General features: G+C 55.7%; 19 protein-coding genes. All 19 read left to right on the forward strand.

The window, feature by feature from the left end; genetic code table 11:
- Positions 1-23: 23 nt before the first annotated feature.
- The 19 genes from ACFO3S_RS26660 to ACFO3S_RS26750 all read left to right on the forward strand — a co-directional run bounded on the left by ACFO3S_RS26660 (position 24) and on the right by ACFO3S_RS26750 (position 16,315).
- A complete protein-coding gene (locus tag ACFO3S_RS26660; RefSeq protein ID WP_378102473.1) occupies positions 24-1,457 on the forward strand; it encodes an NAD-dependent succinate-semialdehyde dehydrogenase in 1,434 nt (477 codons plus the stop codon).
- A 14-nt stretch (positions 1,458-1,471) separates the two neighbouring features.
- Positions 1,472-2,536, forward strand: a complete 1,065-nt coding sequence (locus ACFO3S_RS26665) for a tartrate dehydrogenase (protein ID WP_378102476.1) — start codon at positions 1,472-1,474, stop codon at positions 2,534-2,536.
- 21 nt (positions 2,537-2,557) lie between these two features.
- Positions 2,558-2,962 (forward strand): hypothetical protein, encoded by a 405-nt coding sequence (locus tag ACFO3S_RS26670; protein WP_378102480.1) that lies wholly within the window; start codon positions 2,558-2,560, stop codon positions 2,960-2,962.
- Between the two features lie 285 nt (positions 2,963-3,247).
- Positions 3,248-4,075, forward strand: coding sequence for a YitT family protein (locus ACFO3S_RS26675; protein WP_378102483.1), 828 nt, complete (start codon positions 3,248-3,250; stop codon positions 4,073-4,075).
- Positions 4,076-4,239: 164 nt separating this feature from the next.
- Complete coding sequence (locus ACFO3S_RS26680) at positions 4,240-4,695, forward strand: phage tail terminator family protein (RefSeq protein ID WP_378102486.1); 456 nt, start codon at positions 4,240-4,242, stop codon at positions 4,693-4,695.
- A complete protein-coding gene (locus tag ACFO3S_RS26685; RefSeq protein WP_378102489.1) occupies positions 4,692-4,880 on the forward strand; it encodes a hypothetical protein in 189 nt (62 codons plus the stop codon). The genes ACFO3S_RS26680 and ACFO3S_RS26685 overlap by 4 nt, the downstream gene beginning before the upstream one ends.
- Positions 4,881-4,883: 3 nt before the next feature.
- On the forward strand, positions 4,884-6,200 hold the full coding sequence (locus ACFO3S_RS26690; protein ID WP_378102492.1) for a phage tail sheath family protein: 1,317 nt from the start codon (positions 4,884-4,886) through the stop codon (positions 6,198-6,200).
- Positions 6,201-6,212: 12 nt separating this feature from the next.
- Positions 6,213-6,674, forward strand: a complete 462-nt coding sequence (locus ACFO3S_RS26695; protein ID WP_378102495.1) for a phage tail tube protein — start codon at positions 6,213-6,215, stop codon at positions 6,672-6,674.
- Between the two features lie 12 nt (positions 6,675-6,686).
- Positions 6,687-7,106 carry a phage tail assembly chaperone gene (locus ACFO3S_RS26700; RefSeq protein WP_378102497.1) on the forward strand — a complete coding sequence of 140 codons (420 nt, stop codon included), beginning with the start codon at positions 6,687-6,689 and terminating at the stop codon, positions 7,104-7,106.
- 205 nt (positions 7,107-7,311) lie between these two features.
- The gene (locus tag ACFO3S_RS26705; protein WP_378102500.1) at positions 7,312-9,435 is read left to right on the forward strand and encodes a tape measure protein; all 2,124 of its coding nucleotides are present in this window, start codon (positions 7,312-7,314) and stop codon (positions 9,433-9,435) included.
- 15 nt (positions 9,436-9,450) lie between these two features.
- Positions 9,451-10,104 (forward strand): LysM peptidoglycan-binding domain-containing protein, encoded by a 654-nt coding sequence (locus ACFO3S_RS26710; protein WP_378102503.1) that lies wholly within the window; start codon positions 9,451-9,453, stop codon positions 10,102-10,104.
- Positions 10,101-11,072 (forward strand): XkdQ/YqbQ family protein, encoded by a 972-nt coding sequence (locus tag ACFO3S_RS26715; RefSeq protein ID WP_378102505.1) that lies wholly within the window; start codon positions 10,101-10,103, stop codon positions 11,070-11,072. The genes ACFO3S_RS26710 and ACFO3S_RS26715 overlap by 4 nt, the downstream gene beginning before the upstream one ends.
- A gap of 5 nt (positions 11,073-11,077) precedes the next feature.
- A complete protein-coding gene (locus tag ACFO3S_RS26720) occupies positions 11,078-11,464 on the forward strand; it encodes a DUF2577 domain-containing protein (RefSeq protein ID WP_378102508.1) in 387 nt (128 codons plus the stop codon).
- Positions 11,448-11,852 carry a DUF2634 domain-containing protein gene (locus tag ACFO3S_RS26725; RefSeq protein WP_378102511.1) on the forward strand — a complete coding sequence of 135 codons (405 nt, stop codon included), beginning with the start codon at positions 11,448-11,450 and terminating at the stop codon, positions 11,850-11,852. The genes ACFO3S_RS26720 and ACFO3S_RS26725 overlap by 17 nt, the downstream gene beginning before the upstream one ends.
- Positions 11,845-12,924, forward strand: a complete 1,080-nt coding sequence (locus ACFO3S_RS26730) for a baseplate J/gp47 family protein (protein ID WP_378102513.1) — start codon at positions 11,845-11,847, stop codon at positions 12,922-12,924. The genes ACFO3S_RS26725 and ACFO3S_RS26730 overlap by 8 nt, the downstream gene beginning before the upstream one ends.
- Positions 12,917-13,504, forward strand: coding sequence for a putative phage tail protein (locus ACFO3S_RS26735; RefSeq protein WP_378102515.1), 588 nt, complete (start codon positions 12,917-12,919; stop codon positions 13,502-13,504). The genes ACFO3S_RS26730 and ACFO3S_RS26735 overlap by 8 nt, the downstream gene beginning before the upstream one ends.
- Positions 13,501-13,788, forward strand: a complete 288-nt coding sequence (locus ACFO3S_RS26740) for a ketopantoate hydroxymethyltransferase (RefSeq protein ID WP_378102517.1) — start codon at positions 13,501-13,503, stop codon at positions 13,786-13,788. The genes ACFO3S_RS26735 and ACFO3S_RS26740 overlap by 4 nt, the downstream gene beginning before the upstream one ends.
- Complete coding sequence (locus ACFO3S_RS26745; protein ID WP_378102520.1) at positions 13,788-15,458, forward strand: hypothetical protein; 1,671 nt, start codon at positions 13,788-13,790, stop codon at positions 15,456-15,458. Before ACFO3S_RS26740 ends, ACFO3S_RS26745 begins: the two co-directional genes overlap by 1 nt.
- Before the next feature lie 125 nt (positions 15,459-15,583).
- Positions 15,584-16,315, forward strand: a complete 732-nt coding sequence (locus ACFO3S_RS26750; protein WP_378102522.1) for a hypothetical protein — start codon at positions 15,584-15,586, stop codon at positions 16,313-16,315.
- Positions 16,316-16,468 lie beyond the last annotated feature (153 nt).

The raw sequence follows: 16,468 nt of genomic DNA on the forward strand, positions 1-16,468 counted from the left end.
CGACAGCGCAAGGAGGAAGCGGAATGAAGCAATGGGCCATGTATATCGGAGGACAGTGGGCGCAAGCCCTCTCTTCCGCGACTTACGAGACGATCAATCCGGCCGACGGTAAGGCGGTCGGCATTGCTCCGTACGGCGGCCGGGCGGACGCGGAGCGCGCCGTTGCCGCGGCTGCGGCGGCATTCCCCGCATGGTCGAAGCGGCCGGTCAAGGAACGGGCGGAGCTTCTGCACCGGATCGCGGCGCGCATGGGCGAAGCGTCCGAGGAGCTGGCGGAGCTGATCACGCTGGAGATGGGCAAGCCGCTGGCCGAAGCCCGCGGCGAGGTCAAGATCGCGATCGAATATTTGAAGTGGAATGCCGAGGAGGCCGTGCGCGCTTACGGGCAAGTGATACCGTCGTCGGTCGCCAACAAGCGGCTGATGACGATCCGGCAGCCCGTCGGTCCGATCGGCGCGATCACGCCGTGGAATTTCCCGTTGTCGATGGCGGCGCGCAAGCTGGGCCCCGCATTGGCGACGGGCTGCACGGTCGTGTTCAAGCCGGCGCTGCAGACGCCGGGGGCGGCGCTCAAGTTCGCCGAGCTGGCCGAACAAGAGGGGCTGCCTGCGGGCGTGCTGAACGTCGTCACCGGCGACCCGGAAGAGATCGGCGGAGAGCTTCTGAGCAATCCGGCCATTCGCAAGATTACGTTCACCGGATCGACGGCCGTCGGGAAGAAGCTGCTTCGCGGAGCGGCCGATCAGGTCAAGAAGATGTCGATGGAGCTGGGCGGGCACGCCCCGTTTATCGTCTTCGAGGATGCCGATCTGGACGAGGCGGTCAAGGGCGCGATGGCCAGCAAGTTCAGGAACGCCGGGCAGACGTGCATCTGCGCCAACCGCATCTACGTGCAGGAATCGATTGCCGAGGCGTTCTCGGATAAGCTGAAGACGGCCGTCGAACGGCTTGTCGTCGGCCACGGACGCGATCCGCAGACCGATCTTGGGCCGGTCATCGACGAGAGAGCGCTGGAGAAGGCGCAGCGCCACGTCGAGGACGCCGTCGAGAAAGGCGCCCGCGTGCTGACCGGGGGAAGAAGGAAGGCCGGCGAGCCCGGGTTTTTCTTCGAGCCGACGCTGCTTGCCGGCACGACTCCGGACATGCTCGTCATGCAGGAGGAAACGTTCGGCCCCGTAGCGCCGATCGCGACGTTCCGGACGGAAGAGGAGGCGATCGCGATGGCCAACGATACGCCGTACGGGCTGGCCGCGTACTTCTACACGCGCGATCTTTCCCGGATGTTCCGGGTGCACGAGGCGCTGGAGTACGGCATCGTCGGCTGCAACGACGCTGTGCCGACGACGGTGCAGGGGCCGTTCGGCGGCGTGAAGGAGAGCGGCATCGGCAGGGAAGGCGGCCCGGACAGCGCGGCCGATTACTTGGAGACGAAATTCGTATCGATCCACATCGATTAGACGGGAGCGCATCGATGAACGCATACAACATTGCAGTTATACCCGGGGACGGGATCGGGAAGGAGGTCGTTCCCGCCGCGCTCCGCTGTCTGGAGGCTGTGGCGGATATCCACGGCGGGTTGAAATGGAATTGGACGTTCTTTCCGTGGAATTGCGAATATTATTTGCAGCATGGGGAAATGATGCCGGAGGACGGCATCTCGACGTTAAAGCAATTCGATCAGATTTTTCTGGGCGCGGTAGGCATGCCGGAGCTGGTGCCCGATCATATCTCCCTGTGGGGGCTGCTCGTGCGCATTCGCAGGGAGTGCGAGCAGTCGATCAACGTGCGGCCGGCCAAGCTGCTTCGCGGTCTGGATTCTCCGCTGAGAAATCCGGAGCCGTTCGACTTCGTGGTCGTGCGGGAGAACTCCGAGGGAGAGTATTCCCAGGCAGGCGGAGCGATTCACTCGGGCGAGGACGAACTGGTCGTGCAGAATGCGATCTTCACCCGCAGACAGACGGCCAAGGCGATGAAGTACGCTTTCGAGCTGGCGGCAGAACGGCGTCAGTCGGTCGTCTCCGCGACGAAGTCGAACGGCATCGTCCACAGCATGCCCTTCTGGGACCGCGTCTTCGAGGAAGTCGGCGCGGCTTACCCCGATGCGGCTGCGCGCAGCGTCCATATCGACGCGCTGTGCGCTTATCTGGTCATGCGTCCGCAGCAATTCGACGTCATCGTCGCCTCGAACCTGTTCGGGGATATTCTGACCGATCTGGGCGGGGCGATCATGGGCAGCATCGGCATCGCCCCGGCCGCGAACTTGAACGTGGAGCGGAAGTATCCTTCAATGTTCGAGCCGGTTCACGGGTCCGCTCCGGACATAGCCGGCAAGGGGATCGCCAACCCGATCGGCCAAATCTGGACGGCCAAGCAGATGCTCGACTTCATGGGATATCCGGAGCTTGGCGAGCTGGTGCTCGGCGCCATCGAGGATTCGCTCTCGGCCGGGGTGAAGACCGGAGATCTGGGAGGAACCGCGACGACCGAAGAGGCGGCCTCCGACATTCTCGCCCGCATCTACCAACGCGGAAAATAGCACACCGAAGAGGGGGAGGCCATGTCTTCCTTGTTCCGGCAGGCCGGACAGGGAGGGCGGCTGTACGGCACAAGTCCGGAGCGGATCGCTTTCCTTCGCGGAGTCATGGAGGAGGGTCCGGCGGACGGACTGAATCCGCTGAAGTCCGAATGGGATGCCCCGTCGGCCGGCGTGCAGGACGAATACTATGGATTCAATCAGCCGAGCTGCCGGATGTACAATATGAAGCCGGGCATTCGGTACAGGTGGATGCGATCGACGCCCGAATGCCAAGAAGCCGTTCGAACGAGGACGGCTTCTTTGGCGTTCGTACAGCAACTGTCTTGTACGGGAGGGCTTGCGTTAAAGCGTCACGTTTTAACGAACCCATGGGCCGGGAGTGAGGCCGGGCCTGAGCCGAAGGAGAGTCGACTCTTCGACCTCTAGCGGTTTTTTTGAAATCTTGGTGATTCAGAAAGGATCAAATTCGCTATCCTTATCTGAATCCCCTCCGAAAAAACGCGATTCTGCGTCTGGAGGACGCCGAAGACGTTTTTCTTGCAGTGATATATTTCATAGCGGTAGAATTAAAGGACAACGAATCCAGTTATCTCGATTAGAGAAGAGATGCAGACAAGCTCTAACGTGGATGGTGTTCGCTAGGACGAAATCAAGAAAAGAGGAGCTTAAGTGGGAGCAGCGGCTGGACGAGCAGTATTAGGAAGAAAAGTCATGAAGGCATTTACCGTGATGGTGGGCGGTTTTATTACCGCTTACGGCTTGGAAGCCGTGCTGATCCCCAACAATGTATCGGACGGCGGCGTAACCGGTCTGAGCATCGTCGGATCGCAATGGACCGGCCTCCCCCTGGCTCTTCTGCTGGCATTGATCAACATCCCCTTTATTTTCTTGGGATACAAGCAGATCGGCAAAAGCTTTGCGATTTATTCGGTGCTTGGCATTGCGTCGCTGGCGATCGGCACGACGGTGATGCACCATATCCCGACGATTGTTCAGGGCGATACGCTATTGGTTACGGTGGTCGGCGGCATCATTATCGGATTTGGCATGGGGCTGGCGCTGCGCAATGGCGGCGCATTGGACGGGATCGACATGCTGGCCGTGCTGCTGTCCCGCAGGCTGCCGTTCGGAACGAGCGATCTGATCTTATTCCTGAATCTGTTCGTATTCGCGATCGTCTCGACCGTTTTCGGGCTGCAAGGCGCCATCCTGTCGGGGATTGCTTATTTTATCGCTTCCAAGGTCATTCATATTGTGGAGGAAGGCTTTAGCGGCTCCAAAACCTATAAAATCATTACGAGTCAGGCGGAAGAGATGATTCAGACGATCCGCGACCGATTGGGGCGGAGCTCGACCTACACCTTTGTCCACGGCGGGTACTCCAACGAGCAGTTCAAAGAAATTACATGCGTGATCAACCGTCTGGAAGAAAGCAAAATGAGGGAAATTATTACGGAGGTTGACGATAAAGCCTTTATTATTGTGTACGATATAGCGGAAGTGAAGGGCGGAAATTTCCGCAAGTTCAACATCCATTAAGCGGATGTCGTACGAACGCCACCTATAGGTAGAACGTTCGCCGCACTATTTTTGGGCCTCGGATGACCATTCCGGGGCTCTTTGCTATGCGGTCGAGCGTGGTCGGGATCAGGAGGGGGGAACCATGTGAAATTATAGCTTGCAGAGCCGGAAGACTGGGCCGGTTGACGTTGCAGATCCCGGAGGTGATGAAACTGCAGGTGACCCTTAACGATTTTCGGCGTGCAGTTGAGGAGGCGCTGGAGGCGGCATTTCCGGACGTTGCGATCGGGAGCGAAGAGGCGGAGCAGCCGAACGCTCCTTATTTTCTTGTCCGGCTGTCGGAGCCCTCCCATACGCAGGAGTTGGATCGGCGATTTCGCTGGGTGCTTCCATTCGTCATTCAGTATTTCGACCCTGAACGAAGAATCGACGAGATGCACGAGACAGCCGAGCGGCTGATGACCGCGCTGAACCCGATGAACGCGGGGGGCCGACCGGTGCGGGGAATCGGAATGAAGTGGGAGATAGAGGGCGACGCTCTTCGCTTCTACGTCACTTATCAGCTTTTCGTCTGGGCGCCTCACGAGGCAGTCCCCAAGATGCGAAAGCTGGAACAGAATGGAGGAATTCGCACATGAGCAAGCAAGTTAAGGCAGTCGGCGCACGGCCGGCCAAGCATCGCAAGGCGGCTCTGCTTGCGTCCAAGCGTTTTACGGCGGTGGAGAAGGATCTGCTGCGAGGCCTGCTTGGCGACGACGAGAGCTACACAGTCCAGGAAGCGGCCGCTATAGTCGAGAAAAACTTGAAACGGGAGGCGGAATAAACGATGGCAAGCGGAACTTGGACCACTCAGAACAAAGTAAGACCGGGCGTATACGTCAATATCGAAAGCGCTCCGAAAGCGCTAGGAGCGCTGGGCGAGAGAGGCATCGTGTCGATGCCGCTCCTTCTTTCATGGGGAGAACCTAAAACGCTGATTACGGTTGAGGCCGGAGAGGATCCGCGGCATAAGCTCGGGTATCCGTTGGCGGACGAATCGCTGTTGCTGATCGGAGAAGCGTTGAAGCGAGCCGGCAAGCTGCTGGTATACCGCGTCAATACAGGCACGAAAGCGGCGGCGACCTTGGGCGGTCTGACGGTTACGGCCAAGTGGGGCGGCCTTCGCGGCAACGATCTGTCGATTGTTGTCGCGGCGAATGTCGATGACGAGAACCGGTATGACGTCAAGACTTTGTTGAAGGGCGAGGCAGTGGACTCCCAGACGGTCTCGGAGATCTCCGAACTGACGCCCAACGAATGGGTGACGTTCGAAGGCGCGGGCGATCTGGCCGCTGCCGCCGGGGTTCCTCTAACCGGGGGATCGAACGGCACGGCGACGGTTCAGGATTATCTCGATTACCTAGCGGCTATCGAACTGCAGGACTTCAACACGATTGCGCTGCCGTCGACGGACACGGCGCTTAAGGCGGCTTTCGCTTCCTTCGCCAAGCGGCTGAGAGACGACGAGGGCAAGAAGATTCAAGTCGTAATGGAGAACTATCCATCCGCCGACTATGAAGGGGTCATCAGCGTCAAAAACGGCGTCATTCTGGATAATGGCACCACGCTTTCGGCCGCTCAGGCAACGGCTTGGTTGGCAGGCGCAACGGCAGGAGCCGACGTCAACGAATCGCTCACCTACGCAGCTTATGACGGAGCAGTCGATGTTTCCCCGAGATACGCCAACAGCCAGATTATTGAGGCTTTGCAGGCGGGAGAATTCGTATTTACGGCAAGCAGCGGACGGGCGGTCGTCGAACAGGACATCAACTCCCTCACCTCGTTTACGCCGGAGAAGGGGAAGGCATTTTCGAAAAACCGCGTCATCCGCGTGTTGGACGCTGCGAGTAACGATCTTGTTCGCATTTTCTCCAGTTTCTATCTCGGCAAGGTGCCGAATAACGACGACGGCCGCAATTTGCTTAAGGGCGAATGCATCAACTACTTGACCAATCTTTTAAACATCAACGCGATCCAGAACTTCGACGGCCAGACGGATATTGCCGTTTCGGCAGGCGCCGAGGCGGATGTCACGGTCATCGATCTGGCGGTACAGCCGGTGGACAGCATTGAAAAAATCTACACGACCATTACGGTTCGGTAAGGAGAGATTCCTATGGCATTTTTCAGAGAAAGCGATGCGATCAGCGGCAAGCAGGCCAGAGCCTATGCGGCATTCGGCGATCGGAGGGAGGAGCTGTTCTACGCCAAAAATATCGAGGCCACGATCGAAAAGAACAAGGTCGATGTCCCGGTTCTCGGGCGGACGAATACGCCGCAGCGCTCGGCCGGCTGGAAGGGGAGCGGGACGCTGACGGTCTACTATGTCACCTCCATGTTCCGCCAATTGATGCGGGACTATATTAAAACCGGCAAAGACTTCTGGTTCGAGCTGCAGATTACGAACGAGGATCCGACCTCGGGAGCCGGCAAGCAGACGGCCCGGCTGCTCAACTGCAACCTCGACAGCATTATCGCCGCCAAGTTCGACGCATCCTCGGACGATATGCTGGAGGAGGAGCTTCCGTTCACGTTCAGCGATTACGAGCTGTCGGATTTGTTTAACGAGCTTAATTAAAGGAGGATCAAGATGAGCCTGCAAGCTTTTTTCGCGCACAACGTTCAATTGGAAACGATAGAGGAATTCGCCGTCTCCGACCGATTCAGGGATGAGAACGGAGCTCCGATCCCTTGGAGGCTTCGCACGTTGTCGGAGGAAGAGAACGAGGAGATTCGCAAAGCTTCGACCCAATACGTAAAAGGAAAAGGCGGTCAGCGTCTTCCGGAGACCAAGCCGGAGGTCTACATGGCGAAGATTGCCGCAGCCAGCGTGGTGTATCCCGATCTGAAAAATGTCGAGCTGCAAAATTCCTACAACGTACACGGGGCCGAGGCGCTGCTCAAGAAGATGCTGCTGGCCGGCGAGTACGCTGCGCTTCTGGGCAAGGTTCAAGAGCTTAACGGCTTCGACCGCGATATGGAAGAGCTCGTGGAAGAAGTAAAAAACTGATCGAGGAGGGCGACGGCGAGGCGAATATCGCCTACTACGCCCTCCACGAGTTCCATCTGATGCCGTGGGATTTCGCAGCCCTGAACGGAAAGAAGAAGGCAGCCTTAACGGCGATGATCCAAGTAAGGATTGAGAAGGAGAGCCGCGAAAGAGCGAAAATGAAAAAGAGATAGTCCAATTCGCATATACAGAGGAGGTGAGCAAGATGGCAACCGTAACGTCGGCGCTTGGCATGATGAATCAATTGTCCCGGGCGCTGGACCGAGTCACGGGCCGCGTCTACGTCTTGAACGTTGCTCTGGAGCGTACGAGAAGGCTTGTCGAGAGGCCGGCAATCCTCCGCGTAAGCCTCAATACGACGGCTGTTCGGCCTATTCGTGTCAGAGTTCACCTGGATACCGCGCAGGCGTTGGCAAGAGCGGCAGCGCTGCGGCTGCAGATTCTGTCGCGAATCGGAACGATTACCGCATCGGTTCAATTGAGCAGCAATCTAACCTCGATGCTTAGCCAACTGATCGGATTGGTCAGACAATTGTCGGAGGCTGTTCGCAATATCCCTCCCCTTGGCGGCGGGGGCGGGGGTTCCGGCGGAGGCAGCGGAGGAAGCGGAGGCGGGAGTTCAGGCGGCGGAGGCGGCGGGAGCCAAATGCTGAAGAAGCTTCTGGCTTCCGCGGACTTGAAATCGGCGATGCGAATCAGCGACGAATATATGACGATCCGCGCCAAGCTGGACTTCGTCAACGATGGCTTGCAGACGACCGAGCAGCTGCAGCAGAAAGTGTTCGCGGCGGCCGGGCGGTCCAGAGTGAGCTATGCGGACATGGCACAGGCCGTCGGTCGAATGGGGGCGGCCTCGGGCGCATTCGGCAGCAAGGACGAGGTCATCGCCTTCGCCGAAACGGCGCAAAAGTCGTTCCGGATTAGCGGTGCGGACGCCGGGGGGCAGCAGGCCGGCATGCAGCAGCTGTCCCAGGCGATGGTCACTGGAAAGCTGGAGGGTGAAGGGTTTCGAAGCATTCTGGAAAATGCCCCGATGCTCGCCCAAGCGATAGCGAACTATACCGGCCAGTCTCAAGCCGAGCTGCTGGAGTTATCGAAGGAGGGCCGGATCACGGCCGACATCCTGAAAAATGCGATGTTTGCTGCAACGGACGAGATCAACCAGAAATTCGAATTGCTGCCTCTCACCTTCGGAGACGTCCGAAATCAGATACAGAACGACGCGCTTCGGGCCTTCGGTCCCGTCATCGAGCAGATTAACGGTTTCTTGAACAGCGACGTCGGCGCAAGCTTTATTCACAATATCGGGATAGCCGTTCAAGCGGCTGCTCTCCTGCTTGAGGCGATGGTAACCGGCATTGAAGCGATAGCCAACGCCATCGCGGAGAACTGGCCGATTATTGAGCCTATTCTGGTCGCACTGGGCTCCGTGCTGCTGGCGGTCATTATCGTAAAAATCTGGACGGTGACCGCGGCGCTCTACGCACAGGTTGCGGCGCTTTATGCGCAGGCTGCGGCTTGGATGGCGGCGTACTGGCCGGTGGTCTTGATTGTAATGGCTATCGTCGCGATCATTTATGCGCTCATTAAGATGGGCGTGACGGCCGACCAAATCGTCGGATTTATCGTCGGGTTATTTAGAGGGTTGTATACGTTCTATACCAATTTCACGGCGATGCTCTATAACATATTCGCTTCGTTCGCCGAGTTTTTCAAAAATTTCCTTAATCATCCGGTTTATTCTGCGAAGAGGTTGTTTGCCAACTTCGTCAATTCCGTGCTGGATATGGTCAAGAAAATTGCGGAAGCGATAGACTGGGTTTTCGGTTCCGATCTGGCCGGGGGCCTCACCTCTCTGCAACAACAAATGTCGGACTGGGTCGGCGAGATGCCGGAGGGGTACAAGGTTGTCCAGCGCATGGAGCAAAAGTCCCTAGTCGATGAGGCCAAGAAAGGGTACGACGCCGGTTCGAGTTGGATGAAGGGGGTATCCGGCAAGCTGAAAGGCTTCAATCTGGATAAGCTGATGGAGTTTGGAGCAGAAGCCTTCGCGGGCTTCGGAGACAATCCCCACGAGACGCCGAACATCGGCAAAGTCGGAGAGGTCGGCCGAATCAACAATACCGTGGATATCAGCAGCGAGGACCTCAAGATGATGCGCGAGCTGGCCGAGATGAAGAACATTCAAAACTTCGTGTCGCTTACGCCCAGCATTTCCTTCGGGGACACCCACATCAGGAACGAGAGCGATTTGGATACGATCATCATGCGGATTACGGACAGCCTTAACCAGGATATTGCCGCTTCCGCAGACGCTGCGTATGGGTAATGAGGGGGGGACGATATGCGCGTATACGGTGTGGAGCTGAGTTTTAACAACAGGACTGAAGTGCTTAAGGTGCCGATCAATCCAGCCTCCATTGAAGTGAGCGAATCCGGACAAGGCAAAACCTACGATGTGGCGGGACTGGGGGAAATCAACGTCATAAAAGACCGCAAACTGACCGAGTACAGTTTCAGCGGTCTTTTTCCAGCGCAGCGGTATCCGTTCGTCACAACGGAAGAACTGTGGCACCCCGTCCAATACATCAAATTGATCGAGAGTTGGATGAAGACCAAGCGGCCGATTCGGTTTATTTTTACTAGCGATACGTTCGACATCAATACCCCGGCGAGCATTGAATCGTTTTCCTGGAGCGAGACGGCCGGGGGAGCCGGAGATATCGAATATACGATCAAGCTGCGCAAGTACGTCTTCTATGCCGCCCGCAAGCTTCAACGGGACATGACGGGGCAGCAGAAAGAGGCCGGTTCCGTCCGTCCCAACGAGAAGCAGCAGGCTAAAACCTATAAGCTGGCCGCTGGAGACAATCTGTGGAAGGTGGCGCAGACGCAGCTGGGCAGTGGCGCTCGCTGGAAGGAGATTCAGAAGCTGAACGGCATTGCCGACGCGGAAATCAAACGGCTGCCGGTCGGAAAGGTGCTGAAGCTGCCATGATCCGTGTCAAAATCATCAACAAGCAGGGCAGCGAATGGGACGTCAGCGAGATCGCCGAGGGTCTGACCTGGAAGACGGCCCGGATTGGAAAAGCCGGCAGCCTATCCTTCACCTTGATTAAAGGGGCCCCCCTCTACCAGCTGCGCGATTTTTCTTACAGCAACGGGGATGTCGTCCGAGTTCGCGTGGGTCAGACCGACTTGTTCCACGGATACATTTTCAGCATCGAAGGCGGGCGCGATGAAGCCGTTCAGATTACGGCCTACGATCAGATTCGCTATTTGATGAATACCGACACCTATGTGTTTGTCGGCGCGACGGCCACCGAAGTGCTGCGGCGGATTGCCAAGGATTTCGAACTGAAGCTGGGGACCGTCGCCGATACCGGCTATCGCATCCCGACGATGTCGGAGGACGGCCAGAAGCTGATCGATATGATCAGCAAGGCGATTACGCTGACCTTCGCCAACACCGGCCGGGACTATTGCCTGTATGACGATTTTGGGGCTCTCTGCCTGCGGGACGTCGACAGCGAGCAGCTTGATCTGATCGTCGGCGACGGCAGTCTGATGACCGATTATCAGGTCAAGAAGTCGATCGACAGCGATACGTTCAATAGGATTAAGCTGTATAAAGACAATAGCAAGACCGGCAGGCGGGAAGTATATGTGGCTCAGGATAGCGTAAACATCAAGCGCTGGGGGCTGCTGCAGCACTATCAGAACGTGAACGAGGATATGAACGAGGCGCAGATCAAGGAGCTGCTGCTCAACTTGGCCAAGATCAAAAATCGTGAAACGAAGTCGCTGAAGGTCAGCGCCATAGGCGACGTTCGAGTGCGCGCCGGCATGCGCGTCCGGATCGTCATATCCGAGTACGAGGTCGATCAGGCGCTGCTGGTGGACGAATGCACGCATCGCTTCGACGGCGCCGATCATACGATGACACTGGATTTAAGGGTGGTGTAGACGAGATGGCAGGCTTATTGAACACGATCAAACAGGCGTCCGCGTCCGCCATAGCGGCAAGCAATCCGGCCGCCGTCCTGTTTGGCGTCGTAACGGCAGAGGCTCCGCTGGAGATCCGGGTGGATCAACGCTTCACTCTTCCGGCGGAGTTTTTAATCGTGCCGGAATCTTTGACGCATTACGAGGTGCCGCTGCGGCATGCTCACCGGTACGCGGACGACAGCGCAAGCGGATCGTCTACGAAGACGACCGAGCCGGCGCTGCCCGAGGAGCCGCTCGTCATCCGCCGCAGACTCGAGGTCGGGGATCGGGTGCTGCTGCTGCGCGTGCAGGGCGGCCAGCAGTACGTCATTTTGGACAGGGTGGTGAACGCGGATGATTCCGGAGTTTGATCCCGCTTTGTTGGACGAGCCGTTGGAGGGGGGGCAGCAGCCGTCTCTCACCTGGAAGCTGGATTTCGACAAGGGCAGAATGGTCGGGAAGGCGGACGGCCTGGAAGCGATAAAGCAAGCGATTTTCAAAGTGTTTCAGACGGATCGTTTCCGGCACGATATTTACAGTCCGGATTATGGTCATGAGCTGGCGCTGCTGCTGGGCAGCAGTCCCGTGATTGTCCAATCCGAGGCAGCCCGGATGATCGAGGAGGCGCTCCTGCCAGACGACCGGATCGATGCGGTTGAGAATGTCGAGGCCGTAGTCGACGGCGATCGGCTCTCGATCCGGTTTACCGTGGCGACAATGTACGGCAGCTTGGAGCAGGAGGTGAGCCGAGGTGTATGAGCATATGACCTTTGACTTTATATTGCAGCGAATGCTTTCCCGGGTCCCGGACACCCTCGACAAGCGGGAGGGCAGCGTAATCTACGATGCTTGCGCGCCGGCAGCGGCCGAGCTTGCGCAAATGTATATCGAGTTGGATGTGAATTACAATTTAGCTTTCGCGGATACGGCCAGCGGGGAGTATTTGAGCCGCAAGACAGCCGAATTCGGCGTTAACCGCAACGAGGCGACCTCGGCCATCCGGCTGGGGCTTTTTTATAATGCGGCGAATGCGTTGATGGACGTGCCGCTCGGCTCTCGTTACGCCATGGGCGGACAGAGCTATGTGGCCGATCAGCGGATTAGCACAGGCCGCTACCGGATGAAGTGCGAGACCGCAGGCACGGTCGGCAATGAGCAATTTGGCGCGCTGCTGCCGATCGATTACGTGCCCTCTCTGTCGAGAGCAGAGCTGTCGGACGTGCTTGTGCCAGGCGAAGACGAAGAGTCGGACGAGACGTTGCGCGAGCGATTCTATGCTGCGGTGAACGAACCGGCTTTTGGCGGCAATATCGCGGACTACAAAAATAAAATCAATGCGATTCCGGGCGTTAGAGCCACGAAGGTTTATCCGGTTTGGCAGGGCGGCGGCACCGTCAAATGCACGATTATCGCGGCGGACTGGACCGAGCCGCCCGCTGCATTGATTGACGAGGTGCAGACGCGTATGGATCCGATCATTAACAACGGGCAAGGACAGGGGCAGGCTCCTATCGGTCATAAGGTGACGATTGCAGGCGTAATTGGCCGGACTATCAGCATCTGGACTAAGCTCACGCTGGCTAATGGCGTTACGCCTGGCCAAGTACAAGCGGATGTCGAAGCCGTCGTCAGTGCGTATTTACGGGAGCTGCGACAGGATTGGGCGCATCAGCAGCAGTTGATCGTCAGGACGGCTCAGATCGATGCCCGGTTGCTGACCGTGCAGGGAATAGAGGATGTCTCCGACACGGAGATAAACGGGGCGGCGGCCAATCTGACGCTTGAAGCGGACGAGATTCCGCTTATGGGGACGGTGACGGTCCGTGAGTAAACCGATTCGCGAGTATTGGCCGGACTTGTACGATAACATTGAGGATTTTATCGAGCTGGCACGGTCTGAAGACGCAGAGCTTCAACTCGCAAGCCAGGCTGTCGATCGGCTATTCAGCGATCAATTCGTCATGACCTCTGATCTGGCGGCCATTAAGCGGCGGGAGAAAATGCTTGGCATTCAGGCAGATCCGTCTGCCGAGTCGCTCGACTTCCGCCGCCGTCGCATCGTTAACCGCTACTCGACCAAGCCGCCGTTCACTCTGCGCTACCTGCAGCAACGGCTGGATCAGCTTGTTGGGCCGGGGCTGACGATCGTTTCGGTGGATGTGGAACAGTTTATTCTTTACGTCACTACGAACATTCAGAATGCGAACGTATTCAGGGAAGTCCAGCACACGATCGAGATGGTGAAGCCGGCCAATCTCGTTTATCAGCAAAACACGTCGATAGCGGAGTCGATCGGCCTCGAAGAACATCTCGCCATGAAGCCGATTGAATGGAACTACAAACTCAACGGATCGTGGCAGCTTGGGCAGAAGCCGTTCGCATCTTACGGATCGGAGGTCGTGATTAGATGATCGATACGCAGTTTCTAAGCGATGTCGCAGATTACGTCAATGGGCGAATCGCAAAGGTCATTCTTAATGGGACGGTGGACATAACGAACTTCACAGTGAAGGAAGTTTCGGAGCGTACCGTCATCTTGCAATATATCATTCCGGTGGCCGACGTCTCGCTTGTCGAGTTGATCGAGCTGAAAGACACTTCCGGCAATCTCATCACTTCGAACCCGGTCGAGATCCCGATCACCTCGGATACGCTCATGCTACAAACAGTTGAAGTCAAGGAGGTCATGACGTAATGGCTAAAACAGATTGGATGCTCGACGATACAGTTCTACCGGAAGACCTGAATCAGCTCGGCGTTGAGATTAACGCGAATACGGAGAAAGTGAGCGACAACCTGGATCGCCAGCCATGGGAGCCGGTTGTCCTGCGCCAAGGCGTCCAGATCGTCCAGGGCGGCGACGTCCCGGCAATCCTCCATCCGACGATGCAGGGACGGACTCTTGTTAATCTGCTCGGGCGGGATGGGAACTGCGAAAGCATGATGCCATTTACTGCTTTCGGTGCGGCGACATCCGGATTATCAGCAACACGGTTTAAGTACGGAAGTAATTCGATTAAATTTACCGCATCTAACAATTCTGGTTTTCTTATGAAGAATTATAGTCACCCATTAGACACCACAAAACAATACGTCTTGGGTGCATGGGTTTATGTCGAATCCTTTACTTCCGGTGTTTTTGACTTATCCGTTCGTAATTATGGAGAGACTCAACCACGATACGGGGTTTTGGCTGACAATACAAAGATAGGCGTGTGGCAGTTCATATACGTTAAAATCCCGGTTGGAAATACGATTACGACAAGCGGGTTTAGTTTACTTTTAGGCCCGACTACCATAGGTACTACGGGGGTCTACTATGTAGATGGAATTCGAATCTACCAACTGGCTGACGATGATTTTAATGCAATCGGAACGACGATAACAGGAGATGCGGTTGACTCTTTTATTCCGTATGTAGACGACATGAAGCATGTCAATGCCGTCTATGTCGAGAATAAGGGGAAGAATCTAGTAGATTCATTCTCTTCAGGAAAATGGTCATTTAATACTGGCAATGCTGCGAGTGCCTCTGTAGCAGTAGTTGATCCAGGTAAAGTAGTGGTTACAACTAACGGTGTCAGGTGCGAAAGTTCGTGTTACATCGAAGTGATTCCAAATACAACCTATACTTTTTCCTGCGATCATAACGGGTTAATTAGTATATATAACGAAACAGGGAGCACGGCTATCGTTGCTTACACGCCATCTCAAACAATTACCTTTAACTCTGGAAATCGTTCGAAAATATCAGTCTGGTTCATGCGCGACCAAGTTGCAGGCACATCGACATTCTCCAATCCAATGCTCAACATCGGCTCCGCCCCCTTACCGTTTAAGCCACAGAAACTATCCTATCTCTATCTGCCTGACTGCAACCTACGATCCAATGTAGACGGCAGCATAGCAGATCTGTTGTATACGGATAGACAAGGTAAACCGAGGGTAACGCGGCGGTTTAGGGAAATGGCGTTGGATGGTTCGATGGAGTGGTCGTTTGGAACGGATGCATCCGGATTTAAAAGTGTACGACTTCCGATAGCAACATATCTGCCAAATAATATAACAAACACCCAAAAGGCCATTAAGTTTGATGGTAAAGCATTGCAAAGCGTAAATAATGCTGCAAGTGTTGCTGCTGCTGATCAAATATCTATGAACAATACGGATTCATCTACGGTTTGGTTATCGGTCGCCGACACCGACAGCGGATGGGGAGAATCCTATACACCAACAGCAGATGAGATTAGGGTTTATTTTAATGGGTGGAGAATGTGTATGTTAAACGGAGCAGAGCCGTATACGAGTGGAGCAAAGCGTGGAAGGCTTATTCAACGCCAGTCAGTTCTCCAGCGGATGTTGTAACACTTCCAACGGGCACCCCTTTTTCTTCGTTTACACCATACCGCCTCATGTACCAACTCGCTCAAAGCGTAGACGAGCCTGCCACCTACGAAGGCTCCTTAATGCTGCATGAGGGAGACAACCAGGTGGAGGTCGGAACGGGGATTGTGGTTAGGGAAGCAGCGAAACCTGCTTTGAGTTTACAGTTGTATGAGATTAATAGACCTGTAACCAATCCCCTAAAAAACAGAGCTAAGGTAGTTATACAAGTTTATGAGGATGGTTCGTTTGGCAAAATATGGTTTAAACCTACGACGAGTTTGGCAGGGTATTATTATGGAACTGGCGGAGCATCCATCCACAAGGAAAACTACGACCCAACAGCCGCCTATTCCGTCACCTATCTAGCACTCGACACATACACACTCGGTATCGCCCCGCAGACGATTAGCGCCGAGTATGCGCCGAACATCCGGGAGTCTGTCGAATCGCTTGTACGTGAAGTGGTCGAGACTCGGACGGAAACGTCCGTCTTGGCGAATACGAAGGCGCAGAAGCAGCCGCCGCAATGGATCGGTGCAACACTTCTGAGCGATTGGACCGGCACTATCGGATACAGAAAGAATGAGATCGGGCAGTTGGAACTCAGAGTCATAATTAGCGGGGGGGTAGTGACTCCGCTTACGACCATAGCTATACTGCCAGAAGGGTTTAGGCCAAGAATAGCTAAAGCCTTCAGGATTCTAAGAAGTGAAAGTGGCGCAATGGCTAATGGAGAGTTATTCATCAACAGTGTCGGCCGTATAGCTGTTTCTGGAGGATCAACACTAACTGCCGGTGCGGAGTATGCCGCAATGGTGGTAATACCCTTGGGATAATAGGAAGGTGAGCGTCTTGAACGAAGCCTGGAGTGCTACGATAAAAATGCAGTCGAAAAACACCCTCATATGAAATAAAATGAAAGCTAACGAGGGGACGGGAGACAATGAAACGGTACGACAAAGCATTCAAAGAAGAAGCAGTCAGATTAA

Source organism: Cohnella hongkongensis, from assembly GCF_042654645.1.
Classification (GTDB): Bacteria; Bacillota; Bacilli; order Paenibacillales; family Paenibacillaceae; genus Cohnella; species Cohnella hongkongensis.

Excerpts from the sequence above, each read along its gene's own strand:
- ACFO3S_RS26660 (WP_378102473.1), top strand. The coding sequence starts at position 24 with ATGAAGCAATGGGCCATGTATATCGGAGGACAGTGGGCGCAAGCCCTC.
- ACFO3S_RS26665 (WP_378102476.1), top strand. The coding sequence starts at position 1,472 with ATGAACGCATACAACATTGCAGTTATACCCGGGGACGGGATCGGGAAG.
- ACFO3S_RS26670 (WP_378102480.1), top strand. The coding sequence starts at position 2,558 with ATGTCTTCCTTGTTCCGGCAGGCCGGACAGGGAGGGCGGCTGTACGGC.
- ACFO3S_RS26675 (WP_378102483.1), top strand. The coding sequence starts at position 3,248 with ATGAAGGCATTTACCGTGATGGTGGGCGGTTTTATTACCGCTTACGGC.
- ACFO3S_RS26685 (WP_378102489.1), top strand. The coding sequence starts at position 4,692 with ATGAGCAAGCAAGTTAAGGCAGTCGGCGCACGGCCGGCCAAGCATCGC.
- ACFO3S_RS26690 (WP_378102492.1), top strand. The coding sequence starts at position 4,884 with ATGGCAAGCGGAACTTGGACCACTCAGAACAAAGTAAGACCGGGCGTA.
- ACFO3S_RS26695 (WP_378102495.1), top strand. The coding sequence starts at position 6,213 with ATGGCATTTTTCAGAGAAAGCGATGCGATCAGCGGCAAGCAGGCCAGA.
- ACFO3S_RS26700 (WP_378102497.1), top strand. The coding sequence starts at position 6,687 with ATGAGCCTGCAAGCTTTTTTCGCGCACAACGTTCAATTGGAAACGATA.
- ACFO3S_RS26705 (WP_378102500.1), top strand. The coding sequence starts at position 7,312 with ATGGCAACCGTAACGTCGGCGCTTGGCATGATGAATCAATTGTCCCGG.
- ACFO3S_RS26710 (WP_378102503.1), top strand. The coding sequence starts at position 9,451 with ATGCGCGTATACGGTGTGGAGCTGAGTTTTAACAACAGGACTGAAGTG.
- ACFO3S_RS26715 (WP_378102505.1), top strand. The coding sequence starts at position 10,101 with ATGATCCGTGTCAAAATCATCAACAAGCAGGGCAGCGAATGGGACGTC.
- ACFO3S_RS26720 (WP_378102508.1), top strand. The coding sequence starts at position 11,078 with ATGGCAGGCTTATTGAACACGATCAAACAGGCGTCCGCGTCCGCCATA.
- ACFO3S_RS26725 (WP_378102511.1), top strand. The coding sequence starts at position 11,448 with ATGATTCCGGAGTTTGATCCCGCTTTGTTGGACGAGCCGTTGGAGGGG.
- ACFO3S_RS26740 (WP_378102517.1), top strand. The coding sequence starts at position 13,501 with ATGATCGATACGCAGTTTCTAAGCGATGTCGCAGATTACGTCAATGGG.
- ACFO3S_RS26745 (WP_378102520.1), top strand. The coding sequence starts at position 13,788 with ATGGCTAAAACAGATTGGATGCTCGACGATACAGTTCTACCGGAAGAC.